This is a genomic window from Microcoleus sp. FACHB-1515, assembly GCF_014696105.1.
Taxonomy (GTDB): domain Bacteria; phylum Cyanobacteriota; class Cyanobacteriia; order Elainellales; family Elainellaceae; genus JAAUTJ01.
In genome coordinates, this window is sequence record NZ_JACJPO010000014.1 from 1 (window position 1) to 15,033 (window position 15,033).

At 53.2% G+C, this 15,033-nt stretch carries 17 protein-coding genes; 11 read left to right on the plus strand and 6 right to left on the minus strand.

All coding sequences use genetic code 11. The features are described 5' to 3' along the window. Positions 1-202: 202 nt before the first annotated feature. From H6F67_RS03210 to H6F67_RS03230, 5 genes are all read left to right on the plus strand, one after another. Positions 203-1,621: an aminotransferase class I/II-fold pyridoxal phosphate-dependent enzyme gene (locus H6F67_RS03210; RefSeq protein ID WP_190763269.1), complete on the plus strand. Its 1,419-nt coding sequence runs from the start codon at positions 203-205 to the stop codon at positions 1,619-1,621. Positions 1,622-1,645: 24 nt separating this feature from the next. Next, complete coding sequence (cbiT, locus tag H6F67_RS03215; protein WP_190763271.1) at positions 1,646-2,248, plus strand: precorrin-6Y C5,15-methyltransferase subunit CbiT; 603 nt, start codon at positions 1,646-1,648, stop codon at positions 2,246-2,248. A gap of 117 nt (positions 2,249-2,365) precedes the next feature. Then, complete coding sequence (locus H6F67_RS03220) at positions 2,366-3,397, plus strand: histone deacetylase family protein (protein ID WP_190763273.1); 1,032 nt, start codon at positions 2,366-2,368, stop codon at positions 3,395-3,397. 183 nt (positions 3,398-3,580) lie between these two features. Continuing rightward, the gene (locus H6F67_RS03225) at positions 3,581-3,850 is read left to right on the plus strand and encodes a hypothetical protein (protein WP_190763275.1); all 270 of its coding nucleotides are present in this window, start codon (positions 3,581-3,583) and stop codon (positions 3,848-3,850) included. Positions 3,851-4,451: 601 nt separating this feature from the next. Further along, positions 4,452-5,948: an NAD(P)/FAD-dependent oxidoreductase gene (locus H6F67_RS03230; RefSeq protein WP_190763277.1), complete on the plus strand. Its 1,497-nt coding sequence runs from the start codon at positions 4,452-4,454 to the stop codon at positions 5,946-5,948. A 104-nt stretch (positions 5,949-6,052) separates the two neighbouring features. On the opposite strand, the gene cobW is transcribed toward H6F67_RS03230, so the two are convergent. After that, the gene (cobW, locus tag H6F67_RS03235; RefSeq protein ID WP_190763280.1) at positions 6,053-7,093 is read right to left on the minus strand and encodes a cobalamin biosynthesis protein CobW; all 1,041 of its coding nucleotides are present in this window, start codon (positions 7,091-7,093) and stop codon (positions 6,053-6,055) included. A gap of 118 nt (positions 7,094-7,211) precedes the next feature. Here cobW and H6F67_RS03240 point away from each other — a divergent pair, with 118 nt between their 5' ends. Continuing rightward, positions 7,212-7,679, plus strand: a complete 468-nt coding sequence (locus H6F67_RS03240; protein WP_199304219.1) for a GNAT family N-acetyltransferase — start codon at positions 7,212-7,214, stop codon at positions 7,677-7,679. Positions 7,680-7,949: 270 nt separating this feature from the next. After that, positions 7,950-9,041 (plus strand): DUF2927 domain-containing protein, encoded by a 1,092-nt coding sequence (locus H6F67_RS03245; protein ID WP_199304220.1) that lies wholly within the window; start codon positions 7,950-7,952, stop codon positions 9,039-9,041. A gap of 83 nt (positions 9,042-9,124) precedes the next feature. Here H6F67_RS03245 and H6F67_RS03250 read toward each other — a convergent pair whose 3' ends face one another. Further along, on the minus strand, positions 9,125-9,979 hold the full coding sequence (locus tag H6F67_RS03250; RefSeq protein WP_190763282.1) for a peptidoglycan-binding protein: 855 nt from the start codon (positions 9,977-9,979) through the stop codon (positions 9,125-9,127). Between the two features lie 366 nt (positions 9,980-10,345). Between H6F67_RS03250 and H6F67_RS28300 the strand changes: the two genes are divergently transcribed. Both H6F67_RS28300 and H6F67_RS28305 read left to right on the plus strand, forming a co-directional pair. After that, a complete protein-coding gene (locus H6F67_RS28300; RefSeq protein ID WP_313926751.1) occupies positions 10,346-10,636 on the plus strand; it encodes a DUF1499 domain-containing protein in 291 nt (96 codons plus the stop codon). Continuing rightward, positions 10,636-10,782, plus strand: coding sequence for a DUF1499 domain-containing protein (locus H6F67_RS28305; RefSeq protein ID WP_313926752.1), 147 nt, complete (start codon positions 10,636-10,638; stop codon positions 10,780-10,782). Before H6F67_RS28300 ends, H6F67_RS28305 begins: the two co-directional genes overlap by 1 nt. Positions 10,783-11,284: 502 nt before the next feature. On the opposite strand, the gene H6F67_RS03260 is transcribed toward H6F67_RS28305, so the two are convergent. The 3 genes from H6F67_RS03260 to H6F67_RS28020 all read right to left on the minus strand — a co-directional run bounded on the left by H6F67_RS03260 (position 11,285) and on the right by H6F67_RS28020 (position 12,767). Then, a complete protein-coding gene (locus tag H6F67_RS03260) occupies positions 11,285-11,893 on the minus strand; it encodes a hypothetical protein (RefSeq protein ID WP_190763284.1) in 609 nt (202 codons plus the stop codon). 217 nt (positions 11,894-12,110) lie between these two features. Then, complete coding sequence (locus H6F67_RS03265; protein WP_190763287.1) at positions 12,111-12,596, minus strand: allophycocyanin subunit alpha-B; 486 nt, start codon at positions 12,594-12,596, stop codon at positions 12,111-12,113. A 45-nt stretch (positions 12,597-12,641) separates the two neighbouring features. Beyond that, the gene (locus H6F67_RS28020; RefSeq protein WP_277874548.1) at positions 12,642-12,767 is read right to left on the minus strand and encodes a hypothetical protein; all 126 of its coding nucleotides are present in this window, start codon (positions 12,765-12,767) and stop codon (positions 12,642-12,644) included. 165 nt (positions 12,768-12,932) lie between these two features. On the opposite strand from H6F67_RS28020, the gene H6F67_RS03270 reads away from it, so the two are divergent. Continuing rightward, positions 12,933-13,349, plus strand: a complete 417-nt coding sequence (locus tag H6F67_RS03270) for a hypothetical protein (protein WP_190763289.1) — start codon at positions 12,933-12,935, stop codon at positions 13,347-13,349. A gap of 35 nt (positions 13,350-13,384) precedes the next feature. Here H6F67_RS03270 and H6F67_RS03275 read toward each other — a convergent pair whose 3' ends face one another. Beyond that, positions 13,385-13,543, minus strand: a complete 159-nt coding sequence (locus H6F67_RS03275; RefSeq protein ID WP_242020471.1) for a hypothetical protein — start codon at positions 13,541-13,543, stop codon at positions 13,385-13,387. A gap of 37 nt (positions 13,544-13,580) precedes the next feature. Between H6F67_RS03275 and rlmD the strand changes: the two genes are divergently transcribed. Then, a complete protein-coding gene (rlmD, locus tag H6F67_RS03280; RefSeq protein WP_190763291.1) occupies positions 13,581-14,990 on the plus strand; it encodes a 23S rRNA (uracil(1939)-C(5))-methyltransferase RlmD in 1,410 nt (469 codons plus the stop codon). Positions 14,991-15,033 lie beyond the last annotated feature (43 nt).

Genomic DNA, 15,033 nt, shown 5'->3' on the forward strand with positions numbered 1-15,033 from the left:
GTATGTGGGTTACTTTGAATAAACTGTTCGAGCGTTTCCATTGTCTGAGAGGGTAGAGTTTGAGGCACACCCTCAGCCTACCATTTGTTCACATCCTATTTAGGCTGCCTGTAACGCTGAACTCAAATCTAGTTTGAAGCTTCGGGAAACAGCTTGTCCAACTTCGCTAGAATCGCGATCGCTCCCCCTTCAACCCTTCACTTTGGATCAGACCGAACTTCCCCTCGTATCCGCACTCGCCGCCGCAGCCAATCGATCGGATGCCGCCTTTCACACGCCCGGACACAAGCGCGGCCAAAGTGCCCCTTCTGCGCTGCTGGAACTTTTCGGAAAATCGACGTTTCGATCGGATTTGCCGGAATTACCAGAACTTGACAATTTGTTTGCGCCAGAAGGAGCGATCGCGCAAGCCCAACTGCTTGCCGCTGATGCCTTTGGAGCCGAACAAACCTGGTTTCTTGCCAACGGTTCCACCTGCGGCATTGAGGCGGCAGTTTTGGCGACCTGCAATCCGGACGACAAGCTGATTTTGCCGCGCAATATGCACCAGTCCGCGATCGCTGCCCTCATCCTGTCTGGAGCCGTCCCGATTTTCGTTCTACCCGAATATGATGCGGGTTGGGATATTGCACATCCGCCCGCAGCGAAGGAAATTGCCCAAGCTTTGCACGATCATCCGGATGCCAAAGCGGTTCTGATCGTGTCGCCGACCTATCACGGCGTTTGTGCAGATGTGAGCGCGATCGCCCAACTCACTCACGCCGCTGGTCTCCCGCTCATTGTTGATGAAGCACACGGCGCACATTTCGCCTTTCACCCAGATTTGCCCACTCCTGCCCTGTCCGCAGGAGTCGATTTGGTCGTGCAGTCCACGCACAAAACCTTGTCTGCTTTGACGCAGGCGGCGATGCTGCACGCGCAGGGCAAGCGGATCGATCGCGCCCGCCTTTCAGCCAGCTTACGCCTAGTGCAATCGACCAGTCCGAACTATTTGCTGCTGGCGTCGCTGGATGCAGCACGGCAGCAAATGGCGCTTGAAGGAAAAGACTTGCTCGATCGCACCTTGAGGCTGAGCGATCGCGCCCGCCACGAACTTAGCAAAATTCCCGGTTTGCGCGTCCTGCAAGCGAACTCCCTCGATCGCACCCGCTTGACGATCGGCCTGATGGATTTTGGGCGATCGGGCTTCGAGGTCGATGAAGAACTTCTCGCAGTCGGCATCGCCGCCGAACTTCCCGCCCTCCGACACATCACCTTCATCCTCAGCATCGGCACGATCGACGCTGACATCGATCGCTTGATCGCGGCATTTCAGCAACTCGATCGCCGCGATCGCAAATCCACACCGTTCCCCCAAATTCCAAATTCCCAAGTCGGAATTGCGAATTGCCTTCCTCCCCGATCGGCCTTCTTCTGTGCTCGCACTGCCGTTTCCTTTGCCGACGCGATCGATCGCCTCAGTGCCGAAACCGTCTGTCCCTACCCGCCCGGCATTCCGCTGTTGATTCCTGGAGAGCCAATCACCCGCGAGGCGATCGACTATTTGCAGCAGGTAATCGCGCTGGGTGGAATTGTGACAGGTTGCGATCGTGAACGCTTGCAGGTCGTCTCGCTAAGCTAAGTCCATGTATGCTTTTTTGCCTCCATGCCGACTTCTCTTTGGCCTTTTGTCACACCGGGAATTCCCGATGATTTGTTTGAGCAACTGCCCGGAATTCCCTTGAGCAAGCGGGAAGTGCGACTGCTGCTGATTTCGCATTTGCGCCTGAAGCCGACTGCGGTGTTTTGGGACATCGGCGCGGGCACGGGCACAATTCCGGTTGAAGTCGGATTGCTCTGTCCGCACGGGCGAATTATTGCGATCGAGCGTGATGAAGAAGTCGCCAATTTGATTCGCCGCAACTGCGATCGCTTTGCCGTCGCCAATGTGGACGTAATTGAAGGCAGTGCGCCCGATTGTCTGGAGGCGATCGCGCATCGCCCCGACTGCATTTTTATCGAAGGCGGTCGCCCGATCAAAGCCGTGATGCAGTCGGCCTGGAATCATCTGCTTCCCGAAGGCCGCATCGTCGCCACCGCCACCAATTTTGAAACCCTCTATGCTCTCTCAGAAAGTCTGGCCGAACTGCAAGCCCGCAACATCGAAGTGGTTCAGTCTGCGGTCAACCGCTTGGAAACACGAGGCAATCATCAGGTGTTCAGCGCGGTCGATCCGATTTTTGTGCTGAGTGGGGAAAAGTTGGGGTGAAGTGTCGGGGATTGGGAATTACAGCCGATCGCCCGCTTCCCTTTATACTCCACAGCAATTCGTCACCCGCATAATCAAATCAAGCCTCGATCGCCGCTACCCGACACCCAACTATCCATGCTCACCATCTACACTTCCGACCACGCCCATCAAAACGCTGTCGTTGAACTGATCGACGGCAAGCTGCTCGCGCCGTTTGAGCATCCTCGTCGTGCTGAAATGGTGCTGACGCAAGTGCAGACGACGAACCTGGGAACAGTGATCGCCCCGCAGGAGTTTGGGCTGGAGCCGATTTTGCGCGTTCACGATCGCCGCTTTGTCGAATTTTTGCAAACCGCTTGGAAAGAATGGGTGGAGGCACATGGTGACTACGATGCCCTGCCGCTGAACTGGGCAGTGCGGACGATGCGGCACGATCGCATTCCCGAAACGATCGACGGCAAACTCAGCTACTACTCGTTTGATGCCGGAACGCCGATCACCAAAGGCACTTGGCGAGCCGCACGGTCTGCCGCCAACGTTGCCCTAACCGGAGCGAAACAGTTGCAGCAGGGCGATCGATCGGCGTTTGCCTTGTGTCGTCCGCCCGGACATCACGCCGCTGCGGATTTCTACGGCGGCTACTGCTTTTTGAACAATGCGGCGATCGCGGCTCAAGCATTACGCGATGGCGGCTGCGATCGCGTGGCAATTTTGGATGTGGATTATCATCACGGCAACGGCACACAGGCGATTTTTTACGACAGAAAGGATGTCTTGTTCGTCTCGCTGCACGCCGACCCGCTGCAAGATTTTCCATATTTTCTCGGTTTTGCCGACGAGCGCGGAATTGGAGCGGGCGAAGGCTATAACATCAACTATCCGCTGCGCTGGGGCACAGGCTGGCAGCAGTATGAAGCTGCGCTGCAAGCGGCGATCGCCAACGTTCAGCAATATCGCCCGGATGCGATCGTGGTTTCCTTGGGCGTCGATACTTTTTGTGAAGATCCAATTTCGCGCTTTCAACTGAGCAGCAATCATTTTCTGCAAATCGGCGCGATGTTGAGCTTGCTCGATCGCCCGACGCTGTTTGTGCTAGAAGGCGGCTACGCGATCGAGGCGATTGGACTTAATGCCGTTAATGTGTTGCTGGGCTTTGAAAACGGCTAGCAGCAATCGATCGAACTGCCTTTACATCTGCGCCAGTCAGAATTGCGCCTCAAGAGTGAGAATTATTGTAAACTTTTCGCTCCTTTCAGTAGATGAATGGTATCGCAATGAATTCATAAGCTAGAGCCATTCTCGGTTGAGGCAGTCGCATTGTCCCAACCATCCACTTCAGAGGTTAAAGCGATGATGCACTATCTTGGACAGCCGATCGAATTGATGCAAGAAGGTCCCGGTTGGGTTGGCATTTGGTGGCACACCGCTGGATATCGCATCGAAATGGGATTTTTCCCGACTGCCTCAGCCGCTTGGGACGCGATGGCCGAACTTGTGCGCCGCGATTTGGCCGTGCGATCGCTGCTGGAAGTCGTAGAAGCCTGGAAAGATGAAACGCTCATTAGTGACTGCGAGTATGAGCTGAGTGCTGAAGCACTTGTGCAGTCAGTTCTGGTCTAATCATTCTCCTGGCAAGAATTAAATTGTTCGGTTGATTACTTCAATTGTCGGTTTTTGTTCGGTGCGAGCCGAGTGATCAAGCGACAGAGCAGCGCGATCGCCGCCCTTGTAAAGGGTTGTCGAAATGCTACGCTGTCAAATTGAGAGGATGGCGTACAACGTTTTGTTATTGAGCAGAAGGCTGCATATAGCGCAAGATGACGCTGCTGATGCGCGCTATTTGCTGACTTCATCATTGCTTCACAGTAGCCGTCCTGCCTTCCAAGCTGATTGAAGCTAAGGTGAAGAGTAAACTATTTTCACAGCGCACCCACGAAAGCTGCCTATGCTAGTTAGCGAGGTTCGAGTGTGACTGTTTTGAAATTCCTGCTGTCGATCGTCGCTTGCTTCCAAAACTGCTTTAATCTGCTTCCGCCCAGTGGTTACTGATGTCGCTAATCTGGGAAATATTAAAATTAAACGTCGCCCGCTTAGGGCTTTCTCGATTGCTCACACGGCAGAGCGCTTGCAACCGGGTTGCGGCAACTCGTGGCCGCTGCAATGCAACACCGCTTTGGACTGAGCCAAGCTGCTGCAAAGCCTATTTACTAGGAGATTATTGATGGAGCGTCATCCTGTCGTCATTATTGGTGGTGGACCTGCTGGACTAACTGCGGGTTATGAGCTAGTCAAACAGGGCATCAAGCCAATTGTGCTAGAAAAGGCAGACAAAGTGGGTGGCATTTCCCGCACCGAAACCTACAAAGGTTACCGTTTTGACATTGGTGGTCATCGCTTTTTCACTAAAATCACTGAGGTTGAGCGATTTTGGAAAGAAGTGCTGGGCAATGATTTCATCAAGGTTCCTCGTCTATCGCGTATCTATTACCAAGGGAAGTTCTACAACTACCCGCTGTCGCTGCTCAACACCCTTTCCAATCTTGGAATTGTCTCTAGCTTTTTTATTCTGCTGAGCTATCTCAAAGCAAAAGCAAAGGCTAAACTTTTGCCGCATGTGGAGCCAGAAACCTTTGAAGAATGGGTGATCGATCGCTTCGGCGAACGGCTGTACCGCACCTTCTTCAAGACCTACACCGAGAAAGTTTGGGGCATCCCTTGCAGCAAAATTCGGGCAGACTGGGCAGCCCAGCGCATTCAAGGCATGTCGCTGAAGCGAGCCGTGATCAATGCAGTGTTTGGCAGCCAAAACGCCAAAAGCCTGATCAAAGAATTTGACTACCCGCGCTTGGGTCCGGGAATGATGTGGGAGCGCTGCCAGGAAATTCTCGAAAGCAAAGGTGCGCCCGTCCGCCTCAAAACTGCCGTGACTCGCATTCAGCACGATGGCAGCCGGATTCTCAGCATCACGACGGAGCAAGACGGCAATCCGATTCCGCAAGCTTGTCCTCGTCAGATCACCGCCGACCACTTCATCTCTAGTATGCCTGTCACCGCACTGGTGCAGCGGCTTGATCCGGCTCCACCTGAGGAGGTGATTGCTGCCGCACGTGGCTTGAAGTATCGAGATTTTCTGATTGTTTCGCTGATTGTCGATCGCCCCAATCTCTTTCCCGACAATTGGCTTTATATCCACAGCCCGGAGTTCAAGGTTGGACGGATTCAAAATTTTGGCAACTGGAGTCCCGAAATGATTCCGGATGCGGGCAAAACCTGCCTGGGCATGGAGTACTTTTGTAGCCAAGGCGATCGCCTTTGGGAGATGTCAGACGCTGATTTGATCAAGCTGGCAACGCAAGAAGCGATCGATCTGGGCTTGGGCGTTCAGCCAGGCGATGTCAAAGACGGTGTGGTGATTCGGCAGCACAAAGCCTATCCGGTTTATGACGGCGAATATCGACAGCACCTTGAGGTGATTCAAAACTACCTGAAGCAGTTTGAGAATCTGCAAACGGTTGGGCGAAACGGAATGCATCGTTACAACAATCAAGACCACTCGATGCTGACGGCCATGCTCGCCGTGCAAAACATCTTGGGCGGCAAGCATGACCTGTGGGAAGTCAACACCGAGCGCTCTTACCACGAGGAATTTACGGTTGAAAAGTCACCTGCGCCGCCGCCTGAACATCACTTGAATCCCGCGCCTGCTTTGTCTTCTTGAGGACAAGCTAGCGATCGCGCTTTTGCGTCGTTAGACAACATCTCCCATCGAGGTCAGTGCGTTCTTATGCTGACCTCGATGGGGCGTCAAACTGGAAACCGACACTAGGGCAAGCGAACCAGTTCAGATTCAATCGCGGCTCGATCGAGCGATCGTCCAATAAACACGAGGCGCGTTTCTCTGGTTTCTTGCGGCTGCCAGGGTCGATCGTAAAACTGCTCAAAGCGTTCGCCCACGCCCTGCATCACCAGTCGCATCGCCTTATTAGGCACATGCACAAAGCCTTTGATGCGGTAGATTTCTTGCTGCTGCACGATCGCTTGCAGTCGCTGCTGGAGCAGGACGGGATCAAAGCTGCGATCCAAAACAACATGGGTCGAGTCGATATCATCATCGTGATCGTGGTCTTCTTCGGTGTCATGGTGGCTTGGACGCTGCGCCAGGTCGTCCTCAACCGCCGCATGAAAGCCAAGCAGCACGCTGGCATCGATCGACCCGCGATCGCACTCAACCAGCTTGACGGCGCGGGGCAGTTCCGATTCAACGATCGATCGCACCTGCGTCACCGCTTCCACCGACACCAAATCCGTTTTGCTCAACAAAATCAGATCGGCGCAGGCTAGCTGGTCTTCAAACAATTCTTGCAAAGGCGTTTCATGGTCAAGATTTGGATCGGCTTCGCGCTGAAGAGCGATCGCTGCCAAATCTTTTGCCAACGTGCCTGCCGAAACTGCCTCACAGTCTACGACGGCGACGACGCCATCAACGGTCGCAGCATTGCGAATCTCCGGCCAGCCAAATGCCTTGACGAGCGGCTTGGGCAGTGCCAATCCAGAGGTTTCAATTAAAATGCAGTCGAGGCGATCGCGCCGCTTCAGCAGTTCTAGCATTGTCGGCAAAAATTCTTCCTGCACCGTACAGCACAAGCAGCCGTTCGTCAGTTCAACTACGTTTGCGTCTGATTCCTCTTCCGGGCAAACCTGGCACGATCGCAGCAGTTCCCCATCAATTCCCAGTTCGCCAAATTCATTCACTACAACGGCAATTCGCCGTCCCTGATTGTTTTGCAGCAGATGGCGAATCAGCGTGGTTTTGCCGCTGCCCAAGAAGCCAGTGATAATTGTAACGGGAATTTTAGCGGCCATAGACGGTAGCTGGAGTTGCGGTTCTATTATGGCGTGAATGGCGTGAATGGTGCGGGTGCGACACTCAGTCAGATTTCGATTTAGATGGAAGTTAGCATCTCATCGGATTCGACTCATCATGATCGACGAAATCGTTTACAGATCGCCGGAACTTGGCGACGAAGCTCAAATTGCTGCTTGCATGTGTGCTTCTGCGGATTGGGCAGAACTCACGGGCGAAACACCAGAAGGAATCGCCGACTGGCAGCAGCTTTGCAGCGCAGAGGAATTACAAGCAAGAATCTTAAGCGGTGAAAAAACGCTCGTCGCTGTACACAATAGAATCGTGGTTGGCTTCATCGCCTTCCGCAGAGGAAATCATCTGTCGTTGTTGTTTGTGCGGCAAGAATATTCTGGAAAAGGGATCGGTCGAGAATTATTGACCCGCTGCACCAACGGATTTGAGCAAATTACAGTGAATGCCTCTGATTTAGCTGTAGGGTTCTACCGCAGGTTAGGATTTGAGCAAAGCGACGATCGCTTCTTCAAAAATGGCAGTTGGGGAACACCCATGCGATGGAGCAAATCCAAAGATCAGCCAGAATAGCTGACAAACCGTTCGGCAAAATTGCATATTGAGTCTGCTTATTGTACATTCCCTTTCGACCAGCCTGAACTTTTGTCAGCAGTTCTGGGTAATTGAGTGAGACATCTGCTAAAAACTATCCTGAGCGCCGAGCATTGAACTTGGATTTTAAAGATGAACCAGCAATTTGTTTGATACATTTGTACTAAATTGTCAGTTCGATCGAGCTTGATGCTCGGCTTTGGGAATCATATTCGTCGTCTGAATTTTCTTTCTATTTTTCTTACTGCTATGCCTCAGCCTGCTTTGACTCGCACTCACAATTGGCTGCTCACTAATCCTCGGCGGTTGGCTCAGGTCGCGATCGCCACAACTGCTGCCCTGACGATCGGCCATGCCCTTCCAGCGGAAGCTCAGCCTGCTAGACTCACCAGCCGCAACCCCAACAGCACGATTAATGTGCGTACAGCTCCAACGACGCAATCCGCCGCTCCGAACTACGGGATAGCAGGCGATCGCGTCGAAATTCTGAGCCAGACCAGCGGCAGCGATGGCTACACCTGGTATCGAGTCCGGTTTGTCGCATCGGGGGTGCAGGGCTGGGTGCGCGGCGATTTTGTTGTGCCGCTAGCTGCGACTGCTGTGCGGCCAACTCTGCCCTCAATCGCTCCTCCTGAGCCAAGTCCGATCGCGAGTCCTCGTCCGACGGTCAGTCCAACTCCGACGGCACGCTACACAACCGAGCAGATCAACTACTTTTTGGAAATCGCGCTGGGCGCAGAATTCGGTTCATCTGATGCCGTCATTCGCAAGTGGAACGCACCAATTCGCATTCGCGTGACAGGCAGGCCAACAAGCGAAGATATGCGATCGCTGCAAGCGGTCATTCGCGACCTCAACGGGCTGGTGCAGGGCACTTCGCTGTCGATCGACAATAACAACTCAAATGTTGAAATGGTGTTTGCGCCAGAATCAGAATTTCGACGCTATGAGCCAAACTATCAGCCAACAAACATGGGTTTCGGCTGGATTTGGTGGAATCAAAACACGCTCAATCGCGCTCGAATTTTGATTTCCACAACGGGCATCACGCAGCAGGAGCGATCGCATCTGATTCGCGAAGAACTCACGCAGTCGCTTGGTCTCATGCAGGATTCTTATCGCTATCCAGACAGCATGTTCTACCAGGGATGGACAGATCCAACGCAGTTTTCCGCGATCGATCGCACCGTCATCTCGATGCTGTATCGCCCAGAAATTCGAGCAGGCATGACGCGATCGCAAGTCGTTCGCGTGCTGCAATCGCTCAATGTTGCTGCTCCAACTGCCACCGCGCCTGCCACCAGCAATCAGCCGCTAGATTTTTCGCTGGGAGCACCGTAGGAAGCGCGATCGCAAGCTTGAGCCAGGGCTGAGGACTGAGAGCAACAGCCGCTCTTCAGTCCTCACCGCTTGAAATCCGCCTCCTAGTTGACGTTCAATCCTGCGGTTGCAACCCAGCCTGCTTGACCACTGAGTTTTGCCCAGCGATAGCCATCGCGAGAAACACGCTCTCCGGTGAGGCGGAGGGTTTCGCCATAGCCTGCTCCACCGATGCGGGCATAGCCCAAGCCGGGACCAGAGCGAATCTTCACGCCAATTCCGGCGACAACACGGGCAGGCGAGCCACCGCCAACGCCGCCACCGTTCCCTGGATTGCTGCTGGCATCGGTGATGTATTGGGAAGAGATCCAGCCGCCATTGAGCAGTTGAGCAAAGCTGCTCGATCGATCGGAGACACGGACGCGCACAACCGCATTGTAGGGAAGCGACCCAATCACTGAGTTACCCGTGCTGGGACCGCTGCGAATGTTGAGACCACTGCGAGCCGTTACGCGCACCAAAGCACCAGAACCAGAATTACCCGGATTGCCGCCACCCGGACCACCGCTGCCCGCGCAGGAAATGCTGGGGTTCAATCCCATTGTGCCTGCGGTTGCCGGACCTACAATGCCATCGCGAGCCAGGCCATTGTTTCTTTGAAACTGCTTGACCGCAAATTCAGTGTTGTTGCCAAATGCGCCGTCCACACCGCCAACGCTGTAGCCGTTTCGTTGCAGCGTCGATTGCAGCGTCGAAACTGCACTGCAAACATTGCCGCGTCGCAGGGCTGCTTCGGCATCGGGAGCCTGCGTGAGAACGCCGATCGCAACCGCTGCTCCGGCTACACCCATGATGGCCGATGTGGGAATTGCTGAAGTGATTTCGTCGATCGATCGCAGTTCTACCGGAGTGGAATCTTCGTAATCAACGGCTGCATGAATAAATGCTAGTGTTTCCATAATTTTCCTTGTTGGTTGAACACCCAAACAATTTTCAATCGGAAATATTGCCGCTTATCTTGCAAGCAGCAAGTCAATCCTTGTAGAGTTCCTGATGGTTTGATTCAAGCAGCAAGCGCTTCACCACAAGATTCATTCATCTTGTGATGTCAGCAAACTGCTGGGCAAGCTGCTCATTGTCACTTTTATCTCAACATCCTATTACAGATGAATTTCGGAGAAAACGCGGATAAATTCAAGCATTCTTAAGGATTTCCGCTCGATCGAACCTTACGCTGCCTGTTTTCTCTTGATAGGAATGTCCTTGGCACTCGCGATGAGTCTGCTCACTTTTTTATCAAAATTACAGAATGGCTGAAGCTGAGTGTGCTTTATTTGCATCAGCAAAATCTAAATGGAGCCACTTCATTATTTTCGTTTGCAGGAAAGCACCCGGACAATTTGGGCGTCAAGAACCGTCAGCTTCTTGCTTGTCCCAACACGCCAAACTGCGTAAGCAGCCAGAGCATCGACCCCAAAAGTCAAATTCTGCCACTGAGCTACACCGCACCGCAGCAGGCGATCGCCCGCCTCAAAGCCGTAGTCGAAGCGCAGCCGCGCACCAAAATCATCACCGCTGAGGGTAACTTCTCCATGCCGAATTTACGACAGCGCTGATGGGATTTGTGGATGATGTTGAGTTTTACCTGGATGAAGCGGCAGGCGTCATCTATGTGCGATCGGCTTCACGGCTCGGCCAGTCTGATCTGGGCGTAAACCGCAAGCGCGTTGAAACCATTCGATCGCAGTTTACGCAGTCCTAGCAGTGATGCGATCGAACAATTCACCTTTGCACGGCTAGCTGAACCCAAAGACAAATAGTCCCAAACCGCACACCAAGGCCAAAATTGCTAGGACAAATCCGGCATTGGGGCTATTTTTCCAAGAGTAATTTTTGTCAGGCATTTGTCGAGAAATGTAAAGAAACTAGAACTGATTGTGACACTGCTAGCAGCAGAAATCTACTGTCATGGGTAGAAACTGACTTTCCTAAAGTGATGAAGATCACATCTTTGGACTGATCCTGATCGCGGACGGGTCGATCGCCCATTCAGATAATAAGGTTGACTCAACTCTAGCCGAGTCATCAACAGGGAACACACAACAACCGGACAGGCTTCACTGCGAAGGCTGCCGGTTTTTTATTTGTGCTGTGTTAGTCACGCTGGGCGATCGCTGTCGTGAATGGAATTAGATCGAGCTTAATCCTGCTGTGTCTAGTGCGAATGCCGCATCAAGCAGATTTGCAGCCCACAGTCGATCGCCTCAACGCATCGCGCCCATTGTATTTTTCCAAGAAAGCTCTTTACACAAAATTTCCAGCGCTCGCTGCTCTGCACCAGAGAACAAGCTGCTGTCGGCGAGTTCCTTCAAAACCTGCTGCGTGAGCTGTGGGGCAAAGCTGCCGCCGCAGTGCAGCAAATGGCTGTAATAACAAAATTTTGGAGCGCCGCTTTGGTCAAGGTGAAAGCTGTAAATTTCATCTTGCGACATGATCGACACTGGAGTATTCACGGGCACAACAACACGCGGAATGCCGTGAACACCATACAGATCGCCTCGTTCATCGGGGACAAGCCAGCCGATCAGGACGGTTCCCAACAAGGTGCGCGTTTCGTTGATCAGGTCGGGTGTAAATTGCGGGTCAGGTTCGCTAGACAGGCGCGGCCCGTTGCTGAGAAATAGCGGGTTGACCAGTTGCGAATTGTAGATGATGCCGACTGCCCAGTGGCGGCCAAATGGTTCTTCAAGCTTGACGAAGCTGCCAAAACCATAGTCGTCAGCTTTAGGAGGAGCTACGACTTCCATATCGTCGTCTAGCTGCACGACATAGTCGCAGTGAGAATTTGATTTGACGACTTTTCCTAACCGCATCACCACTACTCCTAGCGTCGGGATAGTCAGACATTGTAGTGGTGATGTCGTACAAATGCACCAAGAAATTTAGCGAATCAGGCAGAAGGCACAGGGCAAAAGGCAAAAGGTTCGATCCTGCTGCCTTCCCATAAAATTTCCCCGCAACTGCTAGCAAACTTGACTTAAAGCCGGAGCCAGCTAGCGATCGCGGGGAACTAAAGTTTAATTTCAGCGATTACGACATCGACTGAATGATGTAGTCAAAGTAGGGAGCTGCCGTTGCCGCTTCTTCGGCACTCAACAGGCTCAACGAAGCCCGCTTGAGGCAGCGAATCGACTCGACCATGCCGGGAACCGGAACACCCAGCGAATTGTACATTTCGCGCACGCCAATCAAGCCAATTTTTTCGATCGGCTCCTTGTCGCCTGCCAGCACGCCATAGGTAATCAGGCGCAAATACCAGCCGTAGTCGCGCAGGCACAGGGCACGCTGCTTGTCGCCGTAGGCATTGCCGCCCGGAGCGATAAAGTCGGGGCGCTTTTGCCACAGTTGTTTGCTGGCTTCTTGAACAATTTTCTTTTCATTTTCGGCAAGCGTGTTGGCGATTCGCAACCGCTGCTCTCCGGTTTCCAAATATTCTTTGATGCTTTTGAGTTCGCCTGTGCTGGGATAGCGCAATTCGTCGTCGGCGTTGAGAATAACCTGGCTTACTACACTCATGATTATCGTGATGATGTCGTGGGATCTCAGAGATATCGCCTTATTTTACCGATTTCCGGGACGGGAAAGAAAGGGGATCGCTGGATTTAAGCGATCGCCACGATTTCGGCTTGTACCAACAGGCAGAATTTGCGGCTGGACAAACGGCCAGCGTTTGAAAAAAATCTTCACAAATTCACGGTAGATTCCCGATCGCCCCCGTTGGGCACACCCAAGCGAACATGGTATTTTCAAGGACGACCTCAAGCTTCAGCGGTCTTCTCCAACAGTCACAGCCATTGCTCACGCTCAGTTGTCGAAATCTCGTTCTGTCCAAATTCCATTGTGCCAACATCAATGTCAAACAGCCTTCGTCCTGGAAATTCACTGCGTAAAGCACTTCCGGTCAGATTTGCGTATGAAACCGCGCTCAGCGATCGCATCGGCGCGAATAACAAAAACGACTTTTTCGCCTTTCGCGTCAATGTCCGCAGTTCTTTTCGCGGACGGCTGGTCAACGCTCAGAAAAATATTGGCTTTCACCTGCTCGATCGCAACGGTCAAGTTCTGCAAACCTCAACGCGCACCGGAGCGCGATCGCAATCGATTCGCCTTGATGTGGAGGCAGGCGACTACTACGTTCAGGTTTTCTCCACCAATCCACGCAGCAAAACGTATCAACTGCGATTGTTTAAAGAAGAGCTTTGGTGTGGCTGTGGCGATGAGGATGAAGCGTCTCGCAGCCGATCGACTCCGCGATCGCTGTTCACCTGAGGCTGTTCACCTGAGGTTGCAGCACAGGCGATCGCCTAATGTCGCTTTTTCGCCTTCCAGGTTCCGCCATAAACATAGTGCGGATTGTTTTCGCTGACGGTCTGCCAGCAGTCACGGCAGACAAAAATCCAGGCGAGTGAATCGTCGTGCTGGATGCGAAAAAGCGTGGGGCAATTTGGTGGCAGCGATCGCAAGGCTTCTGTCTGAATCGAGTCACGGCAGAATGGAGGAATGGAAACATCTCATGATCAATTTATCGCGACGGATCGAGCGGCGAACGCATCGCAGTGGCGGCAAGGCGAACTGGTTGAAGTCGAAATTACCGATCTCGGTCACGCAGGCGAAGGCGTTGGCCGCTTTGACGGGCGCGTCGTTTTTGTGCCCGATACCGTGACGGGCGATCGCGTCCTGGCTCGACTGGTGCGCGTTAAACCGCAATATGCCCAAGGCAAGCTACACAAGATTCTCGAAGGCTCTTCACATCGCCGCCGACCAAGCTGTATTGTCGCGGACAAGTGCGGCGGCTGTCAGTGGCAGCAAATCGATTACGACTATCAGCTTGTCGCCAAACGCAACGCCGTGTTGCAAGATTTAGAGCGAATTGGCGGCTTCGACGGGGCGATCGTTGCTGAAACCTTGAGCGCCAATCGCCTCAACTACCGCAACAAAGCGACCTATCCACTGGCGCGATCGAACAGCGGTCAAGTGCAGGCCGGATACTACCAAAAAAACAGCCACCACCTGATCAACCTGAATCAATGCCCCATCCAAGATCCGCGACTTGATCCGCTGCTGGCCGAACTCAAAGCAGACATTCAAGCTCGCAACTGGAGCATCTACAGCGAACAGCAGCATCGCGGCAAACTGCGCCATCTCGCTCTGCGAATTGGCCGCCGGACAGGAGAAATGCTGGTTACGCTAGTCAGTACCGACGCCAATTTAGACGGACTGGCGGAGCAGGCGCAGGTGTGGATGAATCGCTATTCGGGTCTGGTCGGCGTTTGCCTCAATCTGAATGGCGATCGCACCAATGCCATTTTCGGCTCGGAAACTCGCTGCATTGCTGGACGGTCTTATCTCCAGGAAATTTTCGCGGATCTGCGCTTTCAGGTTTTGCCAACCACGTTCTTTCAGGTGCATACTGAGGCGGCAGAACTGCTGCTAGAAGCGATCGCCACTCACCTCAATTTGCAGGGCGATGAAATTTTGGTCGATACCTACTGCGGCGTTGGCACGCTGACTTTGCCGCTGGCGAAGCGGGTGCAGCAGGCGATCGGCCTGGAAGTGCAGCTTGAAGCTGTCACGCAAGCTCAGACGAATGCAGCACTCAACGGCATCACCAATACGCAATTTCTGGCGGGAACGGTCGAGACGCTTTTACCTCAGCTTGAAGTGCAGCCAACTGTCGTCCTGCTTGATCCGCCGCGCAAAGGGTGCGATCGCGCTGTCACAACGGCTCTACGCGAATTGGCTCCCACTCGCATCGTTTATGTAAGCTGCAATCCGTCTACCTTGGCACGCGATCTCAAGCTGCTGTGTGAGGACGGACTATATCAACTGGAGCAAGTTCAGCCTGTCGATTTCTTCGCACAAACGGCGCATGTCGAGTCGGTGGCGTTTTTGGTGAAGCGTCAAGACTAAGGGTAAGATTTCTGCTAACCCAAACTGCAATTGAGGGTCGATC